18 protein-coding genes are annotated in these 20,420 nt (G+C 42.0%); 6 read left to right on the top strand and 12 right to left on the bottom strand.

Translation table 11 applies throughout. The features are described 5' to 3' along the window. Window positions 1-82: 82 nt before the first annotated feature. A complete protein-coding gene (aspS, locus tag P162_RS09810; RefSeq protein ID WP_031427181.1) occupies window positions 83-1,831 on the bottom strand; it encodes an aspartate--tRNA ligase in 1,749 nt (582 codons plus the stop codon). Between the two features lie 319 nt (window positions 1,832-2,150). On the opposite strand from aspS, the gene P162_RS09805 reads away from it, so the two are divergent. The 3 genes from P162_RS09805 to P162_RS09795 all read left to right on the top strand — a co-directional run bounded on the left by P162_RS09805 (window position 2,151) and on the right by P162_RS09795 (window position 4,123). Beyond that, window positions 2,151-2,705: a hypothetical protein gene (locus P162_RS09805; protein ID WP_031427180.1), complete on the top strand. Its 555-nt coding sequence runs from the start codon at window positions 2,151-2,153 to the stop codon at window positions 2,703-2,705. Between the two features lie 96 nt (window positions 2,706-2,801). After that, complete coding sequence (locus P162_RS09800; protein ID WP_241077754.1) at window positions 2,802-3,470, top strand: class I SAM-dependent methyltransferase; 669 nt, start codon at window positions 2,802-2,804, stop codon at window positions 3,468-3,470. A gap of 98 nt (window positions 3,471-3,568) precedes the next feature. Further along, complete coding sequence (locus tag P162_RS09795; protein WP_031427177.1) at window positions 3,569-4,123, top strand: hypothetical protein; 555 nt, start codon at window positions 3,569-3,571, stop codon at window positions 4,121-4,123. A gap of 47 nt (window positions 4,124-4,170) precedes the next feature. Here P162_RS09795 and P162_RS09790 read toward each other — a convergent pair whose 3' ends face one another. The 10 genes from P162_RS09790 to P162_RS09745 form a co-directional block, all read right to left on the bottom strand. After that, the gene (locus tag P162_RS09790) at window positions 4,171-5,169 is read right to left on the bottom strand and encodes a transporter (protein WP_241077753.1); all 999 of its coding nucleotides are present in this window, start codon (window positions 5,167-5,169) and stop codon (window positions 4,171-4,173) included. A gap of 18 nt (window positions 5,170-5,187) precedes the next feature. After that, the gene (locus P162_RS09785; protein WP_031427175.1) at window positions 5,188-6,243 is read right to left on the bottom strand and encodes a cytochrome-c peroxidase; all 1,056 of its coding nucleotides are present in this window, start codon (window positions 6,241-6,243) and stop codon (window positions 5,188-5,190) included. A gap of 64 nt (window positions 6,244-6,307) precedes the next feature. After that, complete coding sequence (locus P162_RS09780; RefSeq protein WP_031427174.1) at window positions 6,308-7,117, bottom strand: MbnP family protein; 810 nt, start codon at window positions 7,115-7,117, stop codon at window positions 6,308-6,310. 83 nt (window positions 7,118-7,200) lie between these two features. Next, complete coding sequence (locus P162_RS17700; RefSeq protein WP_164076241.1) at window positions 7,201-7,569, bottom strand: hypothetical protein; 369 nt, start codon at window positions 7,567-7,569, stop codon at window positions 7,201-7,203. Window positions 7,570-7,578: 9 nt separating this feature from the next. After that, window positions 7,579-8,019: a DUF1741 domain-containing protein gene (locus P162_RS09770; RefSeq protein ID WP_031427172.1), complete on the bottom strand. Its 441-nt coding sequence runs from the start codon at window positions 8,017-8,019 to the stop codon at window positions 7,579-7,581. Between the two features lie 208 nt (window positions 8,020-8,227). Beyond that, entirely contained in the window at window positions 8,228-8,593 is a 366-nt protein-coding gene (locus P162_RS09765) for a hypothetical protein (protein WP_051907850.1), read from the bottom strand. A gap of 84 nt (window positions 8,594-8,677) precedes the next feature. Continuing rightward, window positions 8,678-12,193, bottom strand: a complete 3,516-nt coding sequence (locus P162_RS09760; protein ID WP_035916999.1) for an efflux RND transporter permease subunit — start codon at window positions 12,191-12,193, stop codon at window positions 8,678-8,680. Between the two features lie 5 nt (window positions 12,194-12,198). Beyond that, entirely contained in the window at window positions 12,199-13,377 is a 1,179-nt protein-coding gene (locus P162_RS09755; RefSeq protein WP_031427169.1) for an efflux RND transporter periplasmic adaptor subunit, read from the bottom strand. 14 nt (window positions 13,378-13,391) lie between these two features. Further along, a complete protein-coding gene (locus P162_RS09750; protein WP_031427168.1) occupies window positions 13,392-14,786 on the bottom strand; it encodes a TolC family protein in 1,395 nt (464 codons plus the stop codon). Then, window positions 14,783-15,391 carry a TetR/AcrR family transcriptional regulator gene (locus P162_RS09745; RefSeq protein ID WP_031427167.1) on the bottom strand — a complete coding sequence of 203 codons (609 nt, stop codon included), beginning with the start codon at window positions 15,389-15,391 and terminating at the stop codon, window positions 14,783-14,785. Before P162_RS09745 ends, P162_RS09750 begins: the two co-directional genes overlap by 4 nt. Before the next feature lie 176 nt (window positions 15,392-15,567). Between P162_RS09745 and P162_RS09740 the strand changes: the two genes are divergently transcribed. Continuing rightward, complete coding sequence (locus tag P162_RS09740; protein WP_031427166.1) at window positions 15,568-16,542, top strand: polyprenyl synthetase family protein; 975 nt, start codon at window positions 15,568-15,570, stop codon at window positions 16,540-16,542. Between the two features lie 9 nt (window positions 16,543-16,551). Next, window positions 16,552-16,899, top strand: a complete 348-nt coding sequence (locus P162_RS09735) for a hypothetical protein (RefSeq protein WP_051907849.1) — start codon at window positions 16,552-16,554, stop codon at window positions 16,897-16,899. Window positions 16,900-16,993: 94 nt separating this feature from the next. On the opposite strand, the gene P162_RS09730 is transcribed toward P162_RS09735, so the two are convergent. Then, on the bottom strand, window positions 16,994-17,365 hold the full coding sequence (locus tag P162_RS09730; protein WP_051907848.1) for a hypothetical protein: 372 nt from the start codon (window positions 17,363-17,365) through the stop codon (window positions 16,994-16,996). Window positions 17,366-17,587: 222 nt separating this feature from the next. Between P162_RS09730 and P162_RS09725 the strand changes: the two genes are divergently transcribed. After that, entirely contained in the window at window positions 17,588-20,368 is a 2,781-nt protein-coding gene (locus P162_RS09725; RefSeq protein WP_031427164.1) for a 2-oxoglutarate dehydrogenase E1 component, read from the top strand. The last annotated feature ends 52 nt before the right edge of the window (window positions 20,369-20,420 follow it).

Below are 20,420 nucleotides of genomic sequence, written 5' to 3'. Positions count from 1 at the left end.
ATATAAAATAAAAAAACCGGCAAATTGCCGGTTTTTTTATGCTTAAATGGTAAAAAAATGAACTTAAACAACGATTTTTAAACTACACAGTAACCTTTAGATTCAATTCCTTCAATTGTGAATCATCAATCTTAGCCGGTGCATCGATCATTACATCGCGGCCCGCATTATTTTTAGGGAAGGCGATAAAATCACGTATGGTTTCCTGACCGCCCAAAATGGCGACCAATCGGTCCAGACCAAAGGCAATCCCGCCGTGTGGTGGCGCCCCGTAGGTAAACGCGTCCATAAGGAAACCGAATTGTGCTTTCGCCTCTTCTTCGGTAAAACCGAGGTAATCAAACATTTTTGCCTGGGTTTCCCGGTCATGAATCCTAATGGAACCACCGCCTATTTCATTTCCGTTTAAAACTAGATCGTACGCATTGGCTTTTACGGCACCAGGATCGGTTTTTAAGAGTTCCAGTTGGCCAGTCTTGGGTGAGGTAAACGGATGGTGCATCGCGTGGTAGCGATTGGTTTCCTCATCCCATTCCAATAACGGGAAGTCGGTTACCCAGAGCGGTGCAAATTCGTTTGATTTTCTAAGTTCTAAACGCGTGGCCATTTCCATACGTAGGGCGCTGAGTTGACCACGAACTTTATGACTGTCGCCGGAAAGGACACAGATCAAGTCACCTGGTTTTGCTCCCGTTTTTTCGGCCCATTTTGCCAGATCTTCCTGATCGTAGAACTTATCTACCGAGGATTTATAACTTCCGTCTTCGTTATACTTAACGTAAACCATGCCCAGCGCGCCTACCTGCGGGCGTTTTACCCAGTCAACCAACTTGTCGATTTCCTTACGGGTGTAGCTTGCACCGCCGGGCACCGCAATACCTACAACAAGTTCGGCGTCATTGAATACTTTGAACTCTTTATGTTGGGCAACATCGTTAAGCTCACCAAATTCCATCCCAAATCGAATATCTGGCTTGTCGTTACCGTATTTCCGCATGGCGTCATCGTAGGTCATCCTCGGGAAATTTTCAATTTCAAAACCTACCACATCTTTTAATAAATGCTTTGTGAGTCCCTCAAAGGCATTTAAAATATCCTCCTGCTCCACAAAAGCCATCTCGCAGTCAATCTGGGTGAATTCGGGCTGGCGATCTGCGCGCAAGTCTTCATCGCGGAAACATTTTACGATCTGAAAATACTTATCCATACCGCCCACCATAAGCAATTGCTTAAAGGTCTGTGGCGATTGTGGCAGGGCATAAAATTGCCCTTCGTTCATACGGCTGGGAACGACAAAATCGCGCGCACCTTCTGGGGTAGATTTGATCAAATACGGCGTTTCCACCTCGATAAATCCTTTTTCCGAAAGGTAATTGCGCACCGCAATGGTCACTTTATGGCGAAAGATAAGTTTCTCCTTTACCGGGTTACGGCGTATATCCAGGTAGCGGTATTTCATGCGCAGATCCTCGCCTCCATCGGTTTTATCTTCTATGGTAAAAGGAGGGGTTTTTGCCTGGTTCAAAACGTCAAGTTTTTCAACTAAAAGTTCTACCTCACCCGTGGGCATATTTGCGTTTTTAGATTCGCGCTCTATCACTTTACCCGTAACCTGTATCACAAACTCACGGCCCAAGGTTTTAGAAAGTTCCATCACTTCGCTGGGCGTACGCTCCTCGTCAAAAATAAGTTGGGTAATCCCATAACGATCTCGCAAATCTATCCAGATCATAAAGCCTTTATCGCGGCTTTTTTGTACCCAGCCGGCCAGTGTTACCGTTTCTCCTATATGTTCTGCCCTAAGGGCACCATTGTTGTGCGTTCTATACATGCTTGTGATTTTGAAGGTGCAAATTTAAGAAGATAAGGCGCTACTTAATTTTTCAGCAGGCATAATTTTAATTGAATGGCTGTAAAATCGTTAAATTGGTTCTTTTGTTGGTTTTGGGCGTTATCCTGCGGGTCGGGCTTTACGTTGCAATCTTTTTGCTCGTGCCTCACAAAAAGGATTTTCGCTGCAATCCCTAACGCGAAATCCGTTTTCAAAAATCAGTGATTAATCTTACTGTCTGAATAATCAGTATTTTGACTAAAAAATTGCAAATCAATATCCTAAAATAGTACATTAGCACAAAACTCAAAAACACGATATGAAAGTCATTTCTACCCTCTTTATTGCCGTTTTATGCCTCACAACTACTATTTCCTGTAAAAGCGATGATGATGCCACCCCAGAAGTTACAAATGCAGATCTTATCGTGGGCACCTGGGACATGACATCAAATACTGTAGAAGACGGGAGAGCAAGCACTACGGTACAGGGTTTTCCCGTTACTGTAAATATTACAGGAGAAGGCAAGGATTATGATTACCAGCTTACTTTCGATGAAGACAACAATGTGCAGGAACAAGGCGGATTCACCGCTGTGCTAACCTTTAGCGTTCTAACGGAAAGCGAAACTCAGGAAATCCCACTTCAAACTGGTGATGGCAGTGATGGTTTATTACTGTCTGGCAAATACCGAATTTCAGATGATCAGCTTACCGTGATCAACGCTGGTCAAACGGTAAACGCAGCTATTGACGAACTTACCGAAACGACCTTACGCATAAGTGTTGATCTTAAAACGGTTTCTCCAGAATTGTTTGAAGGCGCTCTCGAAAATGTTACAGGCACTAATAAAATTACCTTTACCAGGCAATAAATTGCTCTTTATAGTGTATTTTTTATCCTTCTAAAAGTTTAAAAAATGCAAAGATTATTTTCTCTCCTAATCCTTTTTTGCCTAGCCTTTTGTTGCATGCACTGTAAAGGTCAGGAAACTCGCGCAGAAGGTGCTTACACCTATAAACAGGGAAGTTATGATGGTATAGGGAAGTGGTACCTGGGAAGGGAAATTGCCCATGTCATGGGCTATCAGGGTATCAACTGGCTGGAGCGGGACGAGCGGGAGGAAGAGGAAAATACGACCAAGCTACTCCGTAATATGGATATCGCGGCAGATGATACGATTGCAGATATTGGCGCGGGATCTGGCTACCACGTCTTTAAAATGGCACCCAAAGCTTCAAAAGGTATTGTGTATGCGGTAGACATTCAGGAGGAAATGCTGACTGCCATGCGCTCCAAAAAAGAAGAAACCGGTATCAGCAATATAAAACTGACCAAAGGGAGCGAAAAAAGCGTAAATCTACCCGAAAATTCAGTAGATAAAGTACTTATGGTAGATGTGTACCATGAGTTTAATTATCCCGTTGAAATGATTGCCTCCATTAAAAAAGCCCTGCGTCCAGATGGCAAAATCTATCTTATAGAATACCGTGGTGAAGACGCTGCTATCCCTATCAAAGAACTGCACAAAATGACCGAAAAACAAGCCGTAAAAGAGATGGAAGCAGCCGGCATGAAACTTATGGAAAACATGACCAACTTGCCCTGGCAGCACTGCATGATCTTTGTAAAGGAATAAATTTGACGCAAAAGGCATTTAAGATCGTAAATTACAGCACTGTATTTAAAATAGTACGAGCAAACACGATTTTATTCAAGAGCCAAAGAAGCACCCCCATGAAATATATAAATCCCCTATTCCTTTCCATTTTTTCTTTATTCTTTCTGCTTTCCTGTGATAACGAACCCATAGATTTTACGGAAACCACAGAACCCAAACCTCTACCGCAGGCGGACCTGATCCTAGGTAACTGGAACCTCACCGAGGCCATACTCCTGGATACCACCGCTACTTTAGATATAAATGGAAATCCCGTGGTTACTCCCATTACCGGAAGCGGAAGGGATTATGACCTTCAAATTCTCTTTACTGAGGATGATGAAGTGGTTGCTACAGGTTCTTATGTTCAAAACATCACTATTTCTTTTGGTTTACAAACACTTGACGAACTACAGGAAATACAGGCTACAGAAGTTTTAAACTCAGGAACCTGGTCCAGAAGTACTGCGCTTCTAACCGTTGACAATGGCATTGAGACGCAACAAATGAATATTCTCGAACTTGATGAAACTACCCTGGTCCTTGAATTTACTTTTACGCAAGAACAGGAAATTCAGGAAACACCGGCAGTAGTGGCCGGTGATATTAAATTCACCTTCCAGCGATTGTAAATGGACTGGCCCATTTATTTTATCGGGATAAATTTGAATTCTATCCCTTAAATAATAAAATTCAGATGAATCCCTAGCCTACTTTTAGCCGCTACATTACCATCATTAAGTTCTTGAGCCAATGGCAACATCAGGTTGATACCACCTGAGAATTTACCTATATTGGTTTCGACACCCAGTCTGGTAAACAAAATATTCCCGGCAGTTTTTGCCACATCTAAACCAAAACTTTTATTGGTCTCATAAACCTCACCGGCCAATCCCACAACGGGAGTAAAGGAGCGCATTTTCATTGTGGTAAATGTTCGGTAAATATTAAAACCATAATTGAACTGATTCCCAAACTGATAGTTTTCCTGATTTTCTGTTTTAAACGTATAATTGGCAAGAACGCCAGCGCCCCATTCGTTGTGAGAAATAGAATAATTACCGGCCAAAACAACATCCAGACTCCCTGTTCCCAACTGAAAACTGGGATTTACACTGCCGGTATTATTCTCCCGTTTGTAATCCCCTGTGGGCAATTTTATACCCGCGCCCACTTGCAAATTATGTTTTAATATATACTGCTGCTGCGGGAAAAGTCCATCAATTCGTGGGGAAATGAGGTTGTAAAAGCCCAAAACACTTATATCTCCCAGTCCGTTGATATTTTGCCCACTGCCATCGTTAAACTCCCTGTTGTGAAAATGATAGGGAACAATCGCATTGACGCTTATTTTATCTGAGATTGGGATCTGCGCCCATACCTGTAGGGTATTAAAATTTTCATCAATCCACGGGGAGTTGTTGAAAATGCCATCTTTAGAGCGATATTGCTGATAAATGTAGCGCAACCCTACAAAATTACCATTCCCCACGGTGCCGTAGCCCATACTCCCACCACTGCCGCCACAACCACACACGTCGCAGTCGTCTTCAAATGTATAATGGGAAACTGTTGTTGCGGCAATAGAGTCCAGCGGTGTGTTTGCACTCATACTAAGCCAGGTAAACAAGGTAACTATAAGGAAATAATTGGTCTTTATATATTTAAATTGATTCATGAGTTTATGTTTTGTTTGCTAATATTCTGCGAAGCGTTTATCGTTTAAATAGTCTTCATCGGTAAGCGTATTGAGAAAAGAGATAAGCGCTTGCTGATCTTCTGCGCTCAAGTCAATGCCCAACTTACCATTCTGTTTTAAAATAGGATCCAAGGTTGGGGAATCTACCACACCGTTAGCATAAAAATCAAGTACGGATTGCAAACTGCCAAAACGGCCATCATGCATATAAGGCGCCGTGACCGCCACATTGCGCAAGCTTGGAACTTTAAATTTATAATTGTCTGCAACATTGCCGCTCACCTCGGCATGACCCAAATCATTAAGTCCTGGATACTGCGGCAGGCCATTATTGCGGAAGGAATCATCCGTAAAAAGATCGGTTTTATGGCAACTGGCACATTTTTGCCGAAAAATTCCCAGTCCGCGCTCCTCCTCTTCGGTAAAGGTTCCGCCCTCTTCATTCCGCACATATTTATCATATTTTGAATTGGAAGAAACCATCATCACCATAAACTGAGAAAGGGCCTTGAAGAAATTTTCATTGCTCACTTCGCCATTTTTAAATGCATCTGCAAATAAACGCCGGTACTCAGCATCTGCTTTCAACTTTGCCAGTACATTCGAAACCGTCTCCCCCATTTCAACCTCGTTAGCAATGGGAATAATGGGAAAGAGATCCAGATGTGCCGTTGCACCATCCCAGGTAAACTGGCGCATGTAAGCGGCATTTTGAATAGCGGGCGTGTTTCGCACACCCTCCAGGTCATCTATCCCATGACTAAACTGGTGGCCGTGGTGCGTAAAAGCAAAGCGCTGCTGGTGGCAAAAACCGCAGGATATAAATCCGTTTGCGGAAAGTTTACCGTCATAAAACAGCTTTTTACCAAGTTCAAAACCCTGTTCTGTAGGCGGATTTTTACTGACGTCATATACCATTTCCGGGAAGTTTGCAGGAATCTCAAGCTGCAGTTCTTCATTAATTGGCACATAATCTTCATCAGAATCCGTAGCGCAGGAAATACAACAAATGACCGCAAAAAGCAGTGGAAAAACTCTTAATTGATTTTTCATCATAGAAGATTAAAAAAGGCCGAAAAGCGGTAATTTATACCACTTTTCGGCTCCTTTTTATTGCTTAATGGTCAATATTTTCCCCGTTATGCACGTGATCCACACGAAACATCTGGCTTGCGTTTTCAGCGATTTGCGGACTTTTAACTGCATCTACCATTACCACTGGTGCTTCAGAAAGTATGATCTTATGCTCGCCATCCAGTATTTTGTTTGCATCTACGGCAAGGTGTACCACAGGACTCAGGGTAGCACTTACCAAAGCCGTCGTAGGCATGGTAATTTCGACTTCCCTGTAATTATCTAATGCGGTGCCGTGACTGCCCATATGAATTTGAAAATTGGTTGCTTCGGTTACCGTAGCGCTGGTAAAACTTCCTTCAAAATTCAAAAATTTGTAACCCGCCTGCCAGGACCACATCATCTCGTTGTCTTCGGCAGTTTTTAAAAAAACATCGTTTTGACCTTCGGCGCCCTGCTGGTACTTTTCCTGGTCCACTCCCAAACCAAAACGTACACTTACATATTCTCCCGCGGGGATATTTGTAAGTTTTACTTCCGTAAGGTCATTCTCCTCGCTAATGACGAAGTAGCTGTCATCTTTTGGGTAAACATACTCGTTGCCTTCTTTGTCAATAAGCACAAAATTGCTCACGAGATAATTGAAGCGATTTATGGTCAATACCTCGCCGTTTGAATTGGTAAACGTTGATGCACCTAACAATAGGTCATCACCGTTAAAACCATTATCAAATTCAAGGGTAAGGTCATTAGTGCCCGTAAGGTTATCTGCGGAATTGTCATCATCTGATGAACACGCGCTAAGGGAAATAAGCGCGGTTAATAATACTAGTTTTATATGCTTGGTAATCATTGTGATTTTTGTTTAAAATGGAACATAATTGGGGCTAAAAGACCGGTTTTCTGGCTGTTTTAGCAACTTTTCGGAATGTCATTTTAAACGATGGGAGGGCGCAGTGGAAGTTTGTGAAAAACCAATCGATACGATTTGTTATAACTGTCAGCTACGACTATAGTTGGGGTTACAAGGCTAGCATGGTCCCAATGAAGGGAAAGCTCTTCAAAATAAAGCACGGGAAGTTCATACCTGAGGATGAGGTTTCCTTTCTTATCCTGCCGTTCCTGAGCGGCTTCCTGGGCCATGGCCTGCATGAGGTAACATTTCCCATTACAGTTGAGTTCTGGGCGCTCGCGGTTAACGCATAGTTGCGTGGCTATATATTCATAATTGAAGACATAGTCAATAACCGGCAGCGCGGGTCTCCCCACGATAAGCAATACTATAAATAGCCCTAAGTAGCGCACTGATAACCTTTATTGCTCTATTAATGCCTGGGCTTTATCAAGACGCGCCGTCATTTCGGTTTGCATTACCTCAACGCTCTCCAGTTCGTCCTTTATGGCTTCAATCTGTACGTCGAGTTGCTGGGAATTCATCTTTTTAATAGCGGACTTGTTCTTCACAAATTCGTCGCCAAAATGTTCCATCCAGTTCATCATCGCATCATCAGATTCTTTGAGGGCTTGTTCTGCTTTTACATAGGGTTCTGGTGTAGCGCTGGTATCTGCAATATTTTCAAGTTCTTTAGAATACTCATACATATCGGTCATGCGCACCATCAACTTATCGTGCTCATGCAATACATCTTTAAAAATAGATTGATATTCTTCCTGTTGTTTTGAGGTATCCTCACCGCAGGAAATTAGTAAAAGGGCAAGAAAGGAGACGCCTGCCAAAAAAGTTTTTGAAATCATTGTAGTGTAGTTTACCACTAAAAATATTCAGCGGATTAAAAACTGGTGTAAAAACACATTTTCTGGCAATTTTAAGTACAAAACGATCAGAAAAATGCATTTTTTGACCAATTTTTATCTGAAATAGCCCATTTAACAAGCTATTTTCCGAAGAAAATCAGTGGATAATTTTGAATCTATTTAATTTTTCAGGACTGAAAAAAGTGTTCTAGACTATAGGGGGATGGAAAACATTTGATGTTTCCTGAAACGTGTAGCAACTGGGCAAAGAATAGATAATGCGCTGTTCTGAAATCTTAGCGTCTGCTGCAACAGTACGTTCCATCGTTTCAATAAAAAGAAGGGGAACATCCACTTTTTTGAGCAGATCCTGTTTTTTCTGAGCGGCTTCTTCCTTTGCGACCTCAGCAAGGGATTGCATCAGGTAGCATTTACCGTTGCAATGCAATTCTGGCTTATCCTTATTAATACACAAAACCTCGCTGATATACTCGTAATCAAACACATATTCCACGACTGGAAAAACCGGTTTGAACACGATCATTAAAGCAAATAAAATAAGGCTTTGTTTCACAATGGTAAAGTTAAAACAAAGCCTTTTATTTTATATAAAAAAGGTAAATAATATCAACTAAAGCTCCGTGTCCTTAGAACACGTTTAAGCTCTATTTTCTTCATCCCCAACAGGCCTGTTTAGCGCTGCTTTTTCTTCGGCTCTTTTTGCTGCCTTCAATTTTCTCTTATCTGCAAAGCGCACTTTTGCACGGTTTACCAGATAGAACATTACCGGCACGATTACCAGCGTAAGGAATGTTGCAAAAACAAGTCCAAAGATTACCGTCCATGCCAGCGGGCCCCAGAAAATTACATTGTCCCCACCTATATAAATAGCCGGGTCATAGTCTGTAAAAAGTCCGAAGAAGTCAATGTTTAATCCCACGGCGAGCGGTATCAACCCAAGAACGGTTGTAATTGCCGTTAGCAATACGGGGCGTAATCTTGATTTACCACCAGCAACAGTAAGTGCAAAATATTGTTCCCTAGTTAACAAATCTTCATCTTCAAGGTTTAGTTCGTCCTTTTTACGATCTATAAGAATCTGGGTATAATCAATAAGTACGATCGCATTGTTAACCACAATACCAGCCAGCGATATGATACCCATCATGGTCATGATCACCACAAAGTCCATATTGAAAATGATCAGCCCAAAAAACACGCCCACAAGACTTAAAACCACTGCCATTAAGATGATAATGGGTTTAGAAAGCGAATTGAACTGCGCTACGAGAATCAGCAAAATAGAACCCATGGCAACACCAAGTGCCAGCAGAAGAAAACTCATGTTCTCTGCCTGCTTCTCCTGTTCTCCCGTAAAGGCGTAATTTATTCCCTCAGGAAGTTCATAACCTTTTAACTCTAGTTTGAGTTGGTTTACGATCTCCGTGGGATTAGCACCCTCAAGCACGTTTGAATATACCGTGATTACCCGTTTTAGATCTTTCCTTTTAATGGAACTAAAAGCCGCGGAAGCTTTTTTCTCGGCCAGTGCAGAAATAGGTATTTGCAATATCTCCCCTTGATTGTTTCTAAAGGTAATGGGTTGATTGAAAAGGATGTTCTCATCATAGCGGTTTTCTGGGGAGAAGCGCACATTGATCTCGTAATCATCATCTCCTTCTTTATAGGTAGAAACCTCCTCACCATAAACAGAACGTCTAAGGGTCTGTCCTACTTGAGCGGTGGAAATACCCAGTTGCCCCGCCTTCTCACGGTTTACGGTCACGCCAAGCTCTGCCTTGCTCTTGTTGACGTCAATTTTGAGTTCTTCGATACCACTTACACCCAAGCCGTCTATATAACTCCGCATCTTTTCGGCTTCAATAAGCATCTGGCCATAATCTTCACCTTTAAGTTCTATATTCACAGGATAACCCGTAGGAGGTCCGGCCGCATCTTTTTCTACAATAACCGAAGCACCGGGAAAGCCTTTAACAGCATTACGGACTTCTGAAAGCACCTGGCTACTCTTTACACCACGACGTAATTTAAAATCACGCATAGACAGGGTTATTTTACCCTTTTGAGGCATTTCATTACTTTGACCACCATCGGTTTGTGGGTTTCCGGCACCCTGTCCTACCTGGCTAATAGCACTTTCAACCATGTAATTGTAACCATTATCAACTTCATATTTTTTAATGGTATTTAAGATGCGGTCCTCAATTTTCCTGGTCAGTTCATTGGTTTTCTCAATTGCGGTACCTTCAGGATATTCAATATAGGTAATGATCTGGTTGGGCTGGTTTTCTGGAAAGAACAACACTTTAGGCTGAACGATGCCAAGCAGAACAAACGAAAGGACAAGCATGACCAGTGTACCAAAGAAAAACACATAGGCTTTTTTTCCGCGAAGCGCATACTTTAAAAAACGCCCGTAAAACTCTTCCAGTCTTTTTAAGGATTTATACTGAAAATAGCGCACCGCTCCAGCAAGAAAGTACTTATAGCACCATAATAAAATAGCAGATAGCAACAATAAATTACCCATGCCGCGCAAACCGCCAACATCCATCACAAAACCGGCAATAAGCATAATAACACCTATAACCGCAAGTATAAGGCTATTGCGTATCAGTTTTTTCTTGGAAATATCTTCCTCTTCCGTTTTCATGAACTGCGAAGTAAGCATGGAGTTGATGATCAGGGCGACAAAGAGTGACGAACTCAGTACCACAGAAAGCGTAATGGGGAAATAAACCATAAACTTCCCTATCGTTCCCGGCCATAGTCCCAGAGGGAAAAATGCGGCAAGCGTTGTAGCGGTTGAAGCGATAATGGGCCACGCAATCTCACCCAGACCCTGTTTTGCCGCTTTGATACGGGGCATGCCCTGGTCCATCAGGCTATATACATTTTCAACTACCACAATACCATTATCCACGAGCATCCCCAAGCCCATAACCAGGCCAAAAAGTACCATGGTGTTTAAAGTCAGTCCAAAAGCGGAGAGGATGGTCAGCGACATAAACATGGAAAGCGGTATGGCAAAACCTACGAACAACGCATTGCGGAAACCTAAAAAGAACATGAGCACGACCACGACGAGAATTACCCCAAAAATGATGTTGTTTACCAGATCATCTACCTGGTTTGCCGTTTTTATAGACTGGTCATTCGTAAGTGAAATATGAAGCGATTCTGGATAATAATCATCCTTTTCCTGAGCTACAAGTTCCTTGATCTGATCTACGGCTTCAATCATATTCTTCCCGGCACGCTTTTTAACATCAAGCATGACCACCGGCTGACCGCTCTCGCGCGCAAACGTGGTGGGATCTTTTTCCCTGAATTTTATAGTTGCGATATCCTTGAGAAAAATATTGCCCCCGTCACGCTTCACGACCACGTTGCGCAACTCGCTGGGATTCTCAATTTCCCCAAGTACGCGTATATTTTTGCGCTGGCCATTCACGATAACATTACCCGCAGAAATTGTACTGTTTTCTGAGCGCACCGCATTGATGATATTATCAAAACTTACCTTAGAAGCTGTCATTTTATAGACATCTACGGCAATTTCCACTTCCATATCTTCTGCTCCACGTATGGTGGCTTCCTTAATCTGCGGAAGTAGTTCTATCTTTTCCTGAAGGTGCTCAGCATAATCCTTTAATTGCTGCACTTGAAAGTCGCCCGTAAAATTTACGTTGAGGATAGGCATTTCCTCAGAAATATTCAGGTCAAAAATATTGGGTTCAACCTTAGCACCATTATCTAACGTGGGCCAGGTGGTTTCGGCCTTTACAAGATCTACTTTATCCTTGACTTTTGTTTTCGCGACATCAACATCTACATCTTCTTCAAACTCCACAATAATGATGGAGTAATCCTGTAAGGTCGTAGAGGAAATCTCTTTGACACCACCTATATCGTTGAATTCTTCTTCAAGCGGTTCTGTGATGAATTTTTCCACATCTTCTGCAGCGTTACCGGGATTGACCGAGCTTACATAGATTTTTGTCTCCACAATTTCCGGGAAGGCTTCCCGCGGCATGCTATAATAAGCGGCGATACCACTTATCAATATAATTGCGGTGATCACATAGACGGTCATTTTATTATCAATGGCCCATGACGAAATGCCAAATTCTTTGTAGGTGTTTTTTGCCATTTTATTTAGTTCTGGGATTGATTCTGACTTTTAATAGTCACTTCCTGACCATCGCGAAGGGACCTCGCCCCTTCAATTATGAGTTTATCGCCGGCTTTGACACCGCTAACGACTTCTACACGGTCATCGTAAGAATAGCCGGATTCCAGTTTTACTTGTTTTGCCACACCCGTACTGTCTGTGCTGGGCTCATATACATAGGCGATACTGTTGCCCACGGCGTTTTGCTGAATCACGTTTTCTGGTATAGAAACGGCGTTTTCTGAGGTATAATCGTTGATTTTTACCGTAGCGATCAGATTTGGTTTTACGGTGTTATCCGGATTGGGGATAGCTACCTTAATATCAAACGTACGGTTATCTGGACTCACAAAATTACCTACCTGACTTATTTTGCCCTCGTAGCTTTCCCCCAGTGAGGCAAGCTCTATCATGACCGCAGTACCTACTTTCATCTTGCCAAGAAACGATTCAGGCACAGATGCGCGCACATACATATCTTCCAAGTTGACGATGCGTATAATTTGAGTTTGCCCAGGAATGGCCACTTCTCCCTGATCAGCTATAATATCGTCAATAACCCCAGAAAATGGTGCGGTAATTACCGTTTTACCTATTTGTGAGCTTAACTGATCTGACGCTGCCTTTGAAGATTCATAATTGGTCTTAGCCTCTAGATAACTCATTTCTGAACCAATTTTCTGGTCCCACAGTCGTTTTTGACGCTCAAAAGTAGTTTTTGCCAGCGCGGTCTGCGCTTTTTGACGCGTCATCTCACTGCTCAAACCGCCATCGTCAATACGTGCCAGACGCTGCCCCTTGCGTACCCTATCGCCTTCTTTGACAAAGATCTCTGTTAAAATCCCTGAATATTCGGGATAGATAATAATATTTTTATCCGTTTGCACATTGCCCTGCACTTCAATATAATGTTTGAATATACTGTCCTGAAGCGTCATGACCGTTACCAGTGACCCACGTTTCCGTGTATCTTTTTTATCGATTTCTGTATCCAGACGGTCTAATTGTTCCTTTAGCGCGCTTTGCTGTGAGGCCAGTTCTGTCTTTTTTGCCTTAAGCTTGGCCAGGTCGCCTTCTTTGATAACATCGTCAACAGATTCCGATTTTCCGCCGCAGGCGATAAGAAAACTGCTTATAAAAAGTATTTTGAAGAATTGTTTCATGACAAATTCAGTATTTAATTTTTTTGTTCTTTGGGTTGGTATTTTCGGGTATCAAGTACTTTTTCAAGGGCTGCTTTATTGGTAATTACTTCAAGCATGGCCTGTAAATAATTCTGCTGCGCCTGAAATAGCTGCTGCTGGGCCTCACTCAGTTCAAAACTTGTAGCAATTCCCTCAAAAAATTTGGTCTGGTTTTTCTTTTCGATACGCTGGGCGAGGTCAAGGTTTTTTTCTTGTGTGGTTAAATTATCAAGGCTAAACTGATAATCATTGCGGGCAGAGGCGATATCAAGCTTTACCTGGTTCCCGGTTTCCTCCAGATCAACAAGGCGTTGTTGATACGCCAATTCTTTTTGTGCCGTACGTGCACCCCGCATACCACTGCTTAATATAGGTATGTTTAAATTGAACCCTAAAATGCTTTGTTCAAAATAACGCTGCTCTTCGTTAAGGAACGTGAAAGAGTTGGAACTTGCATTTGCGCCATAATTCACAAACGCACTAAGCCGTGGTAAGGCTTTGCTTTTTTCCAGTTTTACTTCAACTTCGGCCAGGTTTGCCTGATCCTGCGAGATGCGGTAATCTATATTTTCTTCAAGCGGTATCTCCCTTTTGAGCAGTTCAAGATCATAATATTGCATGGAAAGTTGATCAAGATCATCTGTAATGGCGAGTTTTGTTTCCAATGGCATGCCCAAAGTAAGTTTAAGCATATCATAAGCAATAGCTAACTGACGTAAAGTATTGTTGAGGTCTGTCTCAAGGTCGAGATATGTGATGCCCAACTGCTCCACGTCTTCTTCTTCGGTCATACCGTTCTCAAAAATCTGTTTTGTATCATCAAGGTTTTTCTTGACGGTTTTAAGATTTTCCTGCAAAATAGCGAGACTTTCCTGCGCCAATAGGACATTGCTGTACGCTGAGGTTATGGCTTCCTTAATTTCCAGATCTGTCTTTACCTTAGCATTTTCTGAAATTTGAAGTAAGGTACGAGCGGACTGTATTCCCACAAAATAAGAACCATCAAAAATGAGTTGGTTCCAGGTAGCAAGGGCACTTACGTTCTGTTTGGGACTAAACTGAACGGGTATGAAATCCCCGGCAGGTGCCTCAGGATCAAAAAACACCGCAGGAATGAAGGATACCGGCTGAATCAACTGATTTTGATAAGTCACCTCGCCGCCTATTTGCGGTAATCCCTGTGCTATGATCTCCCATTTCTGCTTGAGCGCAATGGTGATATCAGTAGCAGCATTCCTAACGGTATAATTATTCTCCATCCCATAGACAAGGGCTTCCTCCAGACTAAAACTATAGGATTGCGGCACAAGGCTGTCCTGGGGGCTATCCTGGGCACTTGCGAGTATACTTGTAAAAAAGCACAAGCTTGTAATTAATAAATATCTCATTGCTCGGTATCGGGTTTTATCAGTTTATTGAGTATTTCTCTGCCTTTTACAGTGGTAATGCCCCTTAAATGGTATTCAAGGTAATGTTCGTGCAGCATAGCCGCCGGGTATTTATCAGTGGGAAAGATCATTGAATCTTTTATACCGGTTATGCCAATAAAATAAATACGGGCAACAAAGTCTATATTTAAGTTTCTTCGAAACAATCCCTGCTCAATGCCTCTTGTCAGATTTTGATAAACGCGTTCCTGCATGTAGTTGTATTGCCTGGAACGCATACTTTCACAAACCTTGGGATAGTATTTCTGTAATTGCTGAACCGCAGATGATTTATCCCCTTTTAAATGCTGCAATACAAATTTTTTGATTGCATAAAGTTCTTCAATGGGATTTTTATTTGTTTCTACAATGGCATCGACCCCATATAAAATCTGATTGAGAAGAAACACGCATACCTCATGTATCAAGTCAGTCTTGTGACTATAATGGTCATAAATCGTCTTTTTTGATATTCCCATTTTTGTGGCGATATCATCCATGGTGACACTTTTAAAACCTAAGTTCAAAAAAAGATCTGTGGCGCTCTCTAAAATCTCCTCTTTCATAATGCTGCAAATATACTAAAGGAAACTAAAAAAACTATATAAGTTTCCTAAGTATTTTATAGATTTTTGATAAAGCATAAAAATGAGATGGGCAGACACTCATAATTATTAGGAGTCCAGAACCTTTTTGATCGCTAATTGCCATTATTCTCCTACTTTTGCCCAAAAAGTATTTCATGCGTTCTATTGAAGAGTTTACCGGCCTGTTCACTTCTTATCTCAACAAGCGTATCACGAGCCGGGAACCGGCAAATCTTTACGAACCTATTCTTTATATCCTACAAATAGGCGGCAAGCGCCTTAGGCCGGTTTTAACCCTGCTTGCATCAGAACTATTTGACACAACGTACGAGAAAGCGCTTGACGCAGCACTTGCGGTTGAGGTATTTCACAACTTTTCACTGGTGCACGACGACATTATGGATGATGCGCCATTACGGCGGGGAAATGAAACCGTACATGAAAAATGGGATATCAATACCGGGATACTTTCAGGCGATGCCATGCTTATTAACGCGTATCAACTTTTTGAAAATTATGAGGGGGAAACGTTCAGGGATTTAGCAAAACTGTTTACCCAAACTGCCATTAGAGTTTGTGAAGGACAGCAATATGATGTTGATTTTGAAACACGCGACGATGTTACACTGCCCGAATATTTAAAAATGATCGAGTATAAAACAGCCGTGCTTGTGGGCGCTTCCCTCAAAATGGGAGGTATAGTGGCCGGCGCACCCATAGGATGCTGTGATAATATTTATGATTTTGGTCGGGATCTGGGTATTGCTTTTCAGCTACAGGACGATTATCTGGATGCTTTTGGAGACCCCGAGACCTTCGGGAAACAAGTGGGTGGTGATATCATTGAAAACAAAAAAACCTTTCTGTACCTTACGGCAAGCGCACAATTAGAAACTGGTTTATCACAGCAATTGCGGCATTTATTTTCTATAGAACCTACTGACCCCACCCAGAAAATCGAAACCGTAAAACAGCTCTTTCTCGATTCGGGCGCAGCCCAGGCCACACAGATTGAAATTCAGAAATACACGCAACGTGCCTTTGAAAAACTGGAGAAAATCGAGGTTTCTGACGAAAAAAAGCAGGTTTTACGCGATTTTGGAAAAAGCCTGATGAACCGAAAAGCATAAATTCATTATATGTCGTCCACTCCTGAAATCGAAGCGCAATTCATAAATGCTAAAGGAGATGGATTGTTTGAGGCATTGCTCAGGCAAATTGATAAAGATTTTTTAAGGGCTGGCCTATCGGAAAATTTTATGGCGGAAAATGAACCTGCAAAATCCGCCCGCAATCTTGTAGCAGCGGTTTACGCACTTATAGTTTCAGATTTTGAGCGCTATCTGAGCTTGCTCTATATTATTGATGTAGATGAAATAGAGATAAAAAAAATGCCTGTACAAAACGTTGATGAACTCGCTCAAGCCGTATGCCTGCTTATTGTCAAACGCGAATTCAACAAAGTTATCCTCAAAAATAAATACTGACAAAAGGCTGGAAAGCATCTGTATAAATTCGGTCTGATTCTTCATACAGTACGTTATAGCGCACCCCAAAAGTCATCGGTCCGTTACGGTAGCCTTAGCCTAAAAAGAGTGCGGTATTCCAGAATTCCCTGGTCTGGGCAACATTAGAATTTTCATATTTCTGACTGGCATAAACCTCTTCAAGTTCCGCCGAAAATTGTATGTATCTATAAGGATTCACTAGCGCAATAAGACTGGCACCCGCAAGGGAAGACCTGTAAAAATCATTTTTTACATAGCCGAAACTCAGTCCGGGACCTGCTGAGAAATAAGGATTGAACTCATAAATGGCACTTGGCGCAACATTCCCGGAAAAATAACCGCTACCAAAATTAATCCCGAGGCTACCCCCGTAAGAAACCCTATCCCAAAAAGCAGACTGGCTCTGTTGCGCATACATACTGCCTGAGCAGAAAAATACGCACAAGGATATAACACTATTTTAATTTGAGGTTTATTTTTACCCATATTTATGCGCTCTTATAACCGTTAAATCAATCCATTATGCACGATGATACAAGATACCGCATATCGTTAAATATAAGTTAACCAAAACCATAAAAAAAGCTATTACCAAAGGCGTAACCCTGTAAAAATTGTATTTTTGAAACATATTTGCCCAAAAAATTGACAGTTTCAACACCATATAATGGATAGATTTTCGTTTCTTAACGCAGCTCAGCCTGCCTATTTTGCTGAATTATACGATCAATACTTAAGACATCCCGATAGTGTAGAGCCAAGTTGGAGAGCTTTTTTTCAAGGGTTTGACTTTGGTTCTCAGGAATCTGCAGAAGCAGAAGTTCAAACCGTTGCCGCGCCTCAACAGGTCGCATCCGCAACAAGTTTGGAAATACCTCAAAACCTGGAAAAAGAATTTCAGGTAGTACGCCTTATTGATGGTTACCGTACGCGCGGTCACCTGTTTACAAAAACAAATCCCGTACGCGAAAGGCGCCAGTATAATCCTACGCTAGATATCGAGAATTTTGGTCTCCAGAAAAGCGATCTGAACACTACTTTTTCAGCAGGACAGATACTGGGTATCGGCAATGCTACGCTAAGCGATATTATTGAACATTTAGAAAGGATCTATTGCGATGCGATAGGTGTGGAATATATGTTCATCCGCAAGCCAGAGGAAATTCAGTGGATACAGGACAAGTTGAACAAAAACGACAACCATCCTGATTTTTCTCCGGAAACCAAGAAAAATATTCTCAAAAAATTAAATGAGGCCCTTTCTTTTGAGACGTTCCTGCATACTAAGTATGTAGGTCAAAAGCGTTTTTCACTGGAAGGTGGTGAGAGCTTCATTCCCGCTGTAGATGCCATCATTGAGGAAGCTGCAGACCGTGGTGTAAAGGAGTTTGTTATGGGCATGGCGCATCGTGGCCGACTAAATACACTAACCAATATTTTTGGTAAAAATGCCAAGGATATTTTTAGCGAATTTGATGGTAAGGATTATGATCAGGAAGTTTTTGACGGGGATGTAAAATATCACCTGGGATGGACCTCTAAACGTAAAAGCAAAAACGGTCACGAGATCAACATCAACATCGCCCCTAACCCATCGCACCTGGAAACCGTGGGCGCTGTGGTAGAAGGGATCGCAAGGGCAAAACAAGACAGGCATCATTTTGATAAGCCTAACAATGTTTTACCTATTGTTGTACACGGCGATGCAGCGATCGCTGCTCAGGGTGTGGTTTATGAAGTTATACAGATGGCGCAACTGGATGGTTATAACACAAAAGGAACCATTCATATTGTCATCAATAACCAGATAGGTTTTACCACAAATTACCTGGACGCGCGTTCTTCCACCTACTGTACAGATGTTGCAAAAACCACCTTATCGCCGGTATTGCACGTAAATGCAGACGATGCGGAAGCCGTTATTCATGCTGCCATGTTCGCGCTTGATTTCCGAATGGAGTTTGGTAGGGACGTTTTTATTGATCTTCTGGGTTATCGTAAATATGGCCATAACGAAGGGGATGAACCCAGGTTTACGCAGCCTAAATTGTACAAGGCCATTGCTAAACATGATAATCCCCGTGATATTTATGCCAAAAAATTGATTGAGCAGGGTATCATTGATGAAAACTATGTAAGCAAACTTGAAGAGGAATATAAAGAGGCTTTAGAAGAAAAATTAGAAAAGTCCAAAGAAGAAGATACTACGCACATCACGGCGATCATGCAGGATGAGTGGGATGGTTTTGAACCTGCCACAGAAGAACAGATGATGACGCCGGTAGATACAACTTTTGACGAGGAATCGCTTTCTGAAATAGCTGAAGTTATTACTAAGCTTCCCGAGGACAAGAAATTTATGCGCAAGATTTCAAAACTGATTGACGCGCGCAAAACGATGTATTTTGAAGATAACAAAATAGACTGGGGCCTTGCAGAATTACTTGCTTATGGAACGTTGCTCAAAGAAGGTTTTGATGTACGTATGACCGGTCAGGATTGTGAACGTGGTACGTTCTCCCACCGCCATGCCGTTACCAAAGTGGAAGAAAGTGAAGAAGAAATTGTACTTCTAAACAATCTTGACGGTGATCAGGGGCATTTCTATATTTTCAACTCTTTGCTTTCAGAATATGGAGTGGTAGGTTTTGATTATGGCTATGCAATGGCCAGCCCCAATACGTTGCCTATCTGGGAAGCGCAGTTCGGTGATTTTAGCAACGGCGCGCAGATCATGATTGATCAATACATTTCCGCAGCAGAAGATAAATGGAAATTGCAGAATGGACTGGTATTATTGTTACCTCATGGCTACGAAGGTCAGGGAGCGGAGCATTCATCTGCTCGTATGGAACGTTACCTGCAAATGTGCGCAGTGGATAATATGTATGTTGCAGATTGTACGACGCCGGCCAACTTTTATCACTTGCTTCGTCGCCAGATGAAAACCAATTATAGGAAGCCTTTAATCGTATTCACGCCGAAGAGCCTGCTACGACACTCAAAAGTAAATTCAACCAAAGAAGAACTCGCTGAAGGAAGCTTCCAGATGACTATTGATGATGACAATGTTACTATTGAAAATGTAAAAACACTGGTGTTTGTAACGGGTAAATTTTATTATGACCTGCTTGATAAACGCGAAGAGTTAGATCGTGATGACGTGGCGTTGGTTCGTGTGGAACAATTGTTTCCCGTACCTAAAAAAGAGATTCGGGCTGCGATCAAGAAATACAGCAACGCAGAAGATATTGTTTGGGCACAGGAAGAACCGCGCAATATGGGAGCATACGGGCATATGTTGATGCATTTGCCAGAAGCTCAAAAATTTAGGGTTTGTAGCCGTAAATTTTACGGTGCTCCGGCTGCAGGTAGTTCAGCACGATATAAAAGAAGACATCAGCGCGTTCTTGAAGATGTATTTTCATCTAATAAAGAACAGGATTGATCAGAATAGATCTTTAAAAATAAAGAAAACAATAAAGCAAATTCTTTTATAG

Source organism: Flavimarina sp. Hel_I_48, assembly GCF_000733945.1.
Classification (GTDB): domain Bacteria; phylum Bacteroidota; class Bacteroidia; order Flavobacteriales; family Flavobacteriaceae; genus Leeuwenhoekiella.
This window is presented reverse-complemented; position numbering and strand designations above follow the sequence as displayed.

What these genes read in the sequence shown, in the direction of transcription:
- P162_RS09805 (WP_031427180.1), top strand. Translation starts at nt 2,151, where the DNA reads ATGAAAGTCATTTCTACCCTCTTTATTGCCGTTTTATGCCTCACAACT.
- P162_RS09740 (WP_031427166.1), top strand. Translation starts at nt 15,568, where the DNA reads ATGCGTTCTATTGAAGAGTTTACCGGCCTGTTCACTTCTTATCTCAAC.
- P162_RS09745 (WP_031427167.1), bottom strand. Translation starts at nt 15,391, where the DNA reads ATGAAAGAGGAGATTTTAGAGAGCGCCACAGATCTTTTTTTGAACTTA.
- P162_RS09760 (WP_035916999.1), bottom strand. Translation starts at nt 12,193, where the DNA reads ATGGCAAAAAACACCTACAAAGAATTTGGCATTTCGTCATGGGCCATT.
- P162_RS09770 (WP_031427172.1), bottom strand. Translation starts at nt 8,019, where the DNA reads ATGATTTCAAAAACTTTTTTGGCAGGCGTCTCCTTTCTTGCCCTTTTA.
- P162_RS09785 (WP_031427175.1), bottom strand. Translation starts at nt 6,243, where the DNA reads ATGAAAAATCAATTAAGAGTTTTTCCACTGCTTTTTGCGGTCATTTGT.
- P162_RS09790 (WP_241077753.1), bottom strand. Translation starts at nt 5,169, where the DNA reads ATGAATCAATTTAAATATATAAAGACCAATTATTTCCTTATAGTTACC.
- P162_RS09780 (WP_031427174.1), bottom strand. Translation starts at nt 7,117, where the DNA reads ATGATTACCAAGCATATAAAACTAGTATTATTAACCGCGCTTATTTCC.
- P162_RS09795 (WP_031427177.1), top strand. Translation starts at nt 3,569, where the DNA reads ATGAAATATATAAATCCCCTATTCCTTTCCATTTTTTCTTTATTCTTT.
- P162_RS09800 (WP_241077754.1), top strand. Translation starts at nt 2,802, where the DNA reads ATGCACTGTAAAGGTCAGGAAACTCGCGCAGAAGGTGCTTACACCTAT.
- P162_RS09725 (WP_031427164.1), top strand. Translation starts at nt 17,588, where the DNA reads ATGGATAGATTTTCGTTTCTTAACGCAGCTCAGCCTGCCTATTTTGCT.
- P162_RS09750 (WP_031427168.1), bottom strand. Translation starts at nt 14,786, where the DNA reads ATGAGATATTTATTAATTACAAGCTTGTGCTTTTTTACAAGTATACTC.
- aspS (WP_031427181.1), bottom strand. Translation starts at nt 1,831, where the DNA reads ATGTATAGAACGCACAACAATGGTGCCCTTAGGGCAGAACATATAGGA.
- P162_RS09755 (WP_031427169.1), bottom strand. Translation starts at nt 13,377, where the DNA reads ATGAAACAATTCTTCAAAATACTTTTTATAAGCAGTTTTCTTATCGCC.
- P162_RS09735 (WP_051907849.1), top strand. Translation starts at nt 16,552, where the DNA reads ATGTCGTCCACTCCTGAAATCGAAGCGCAATTCATAAATGCTAAAGGA.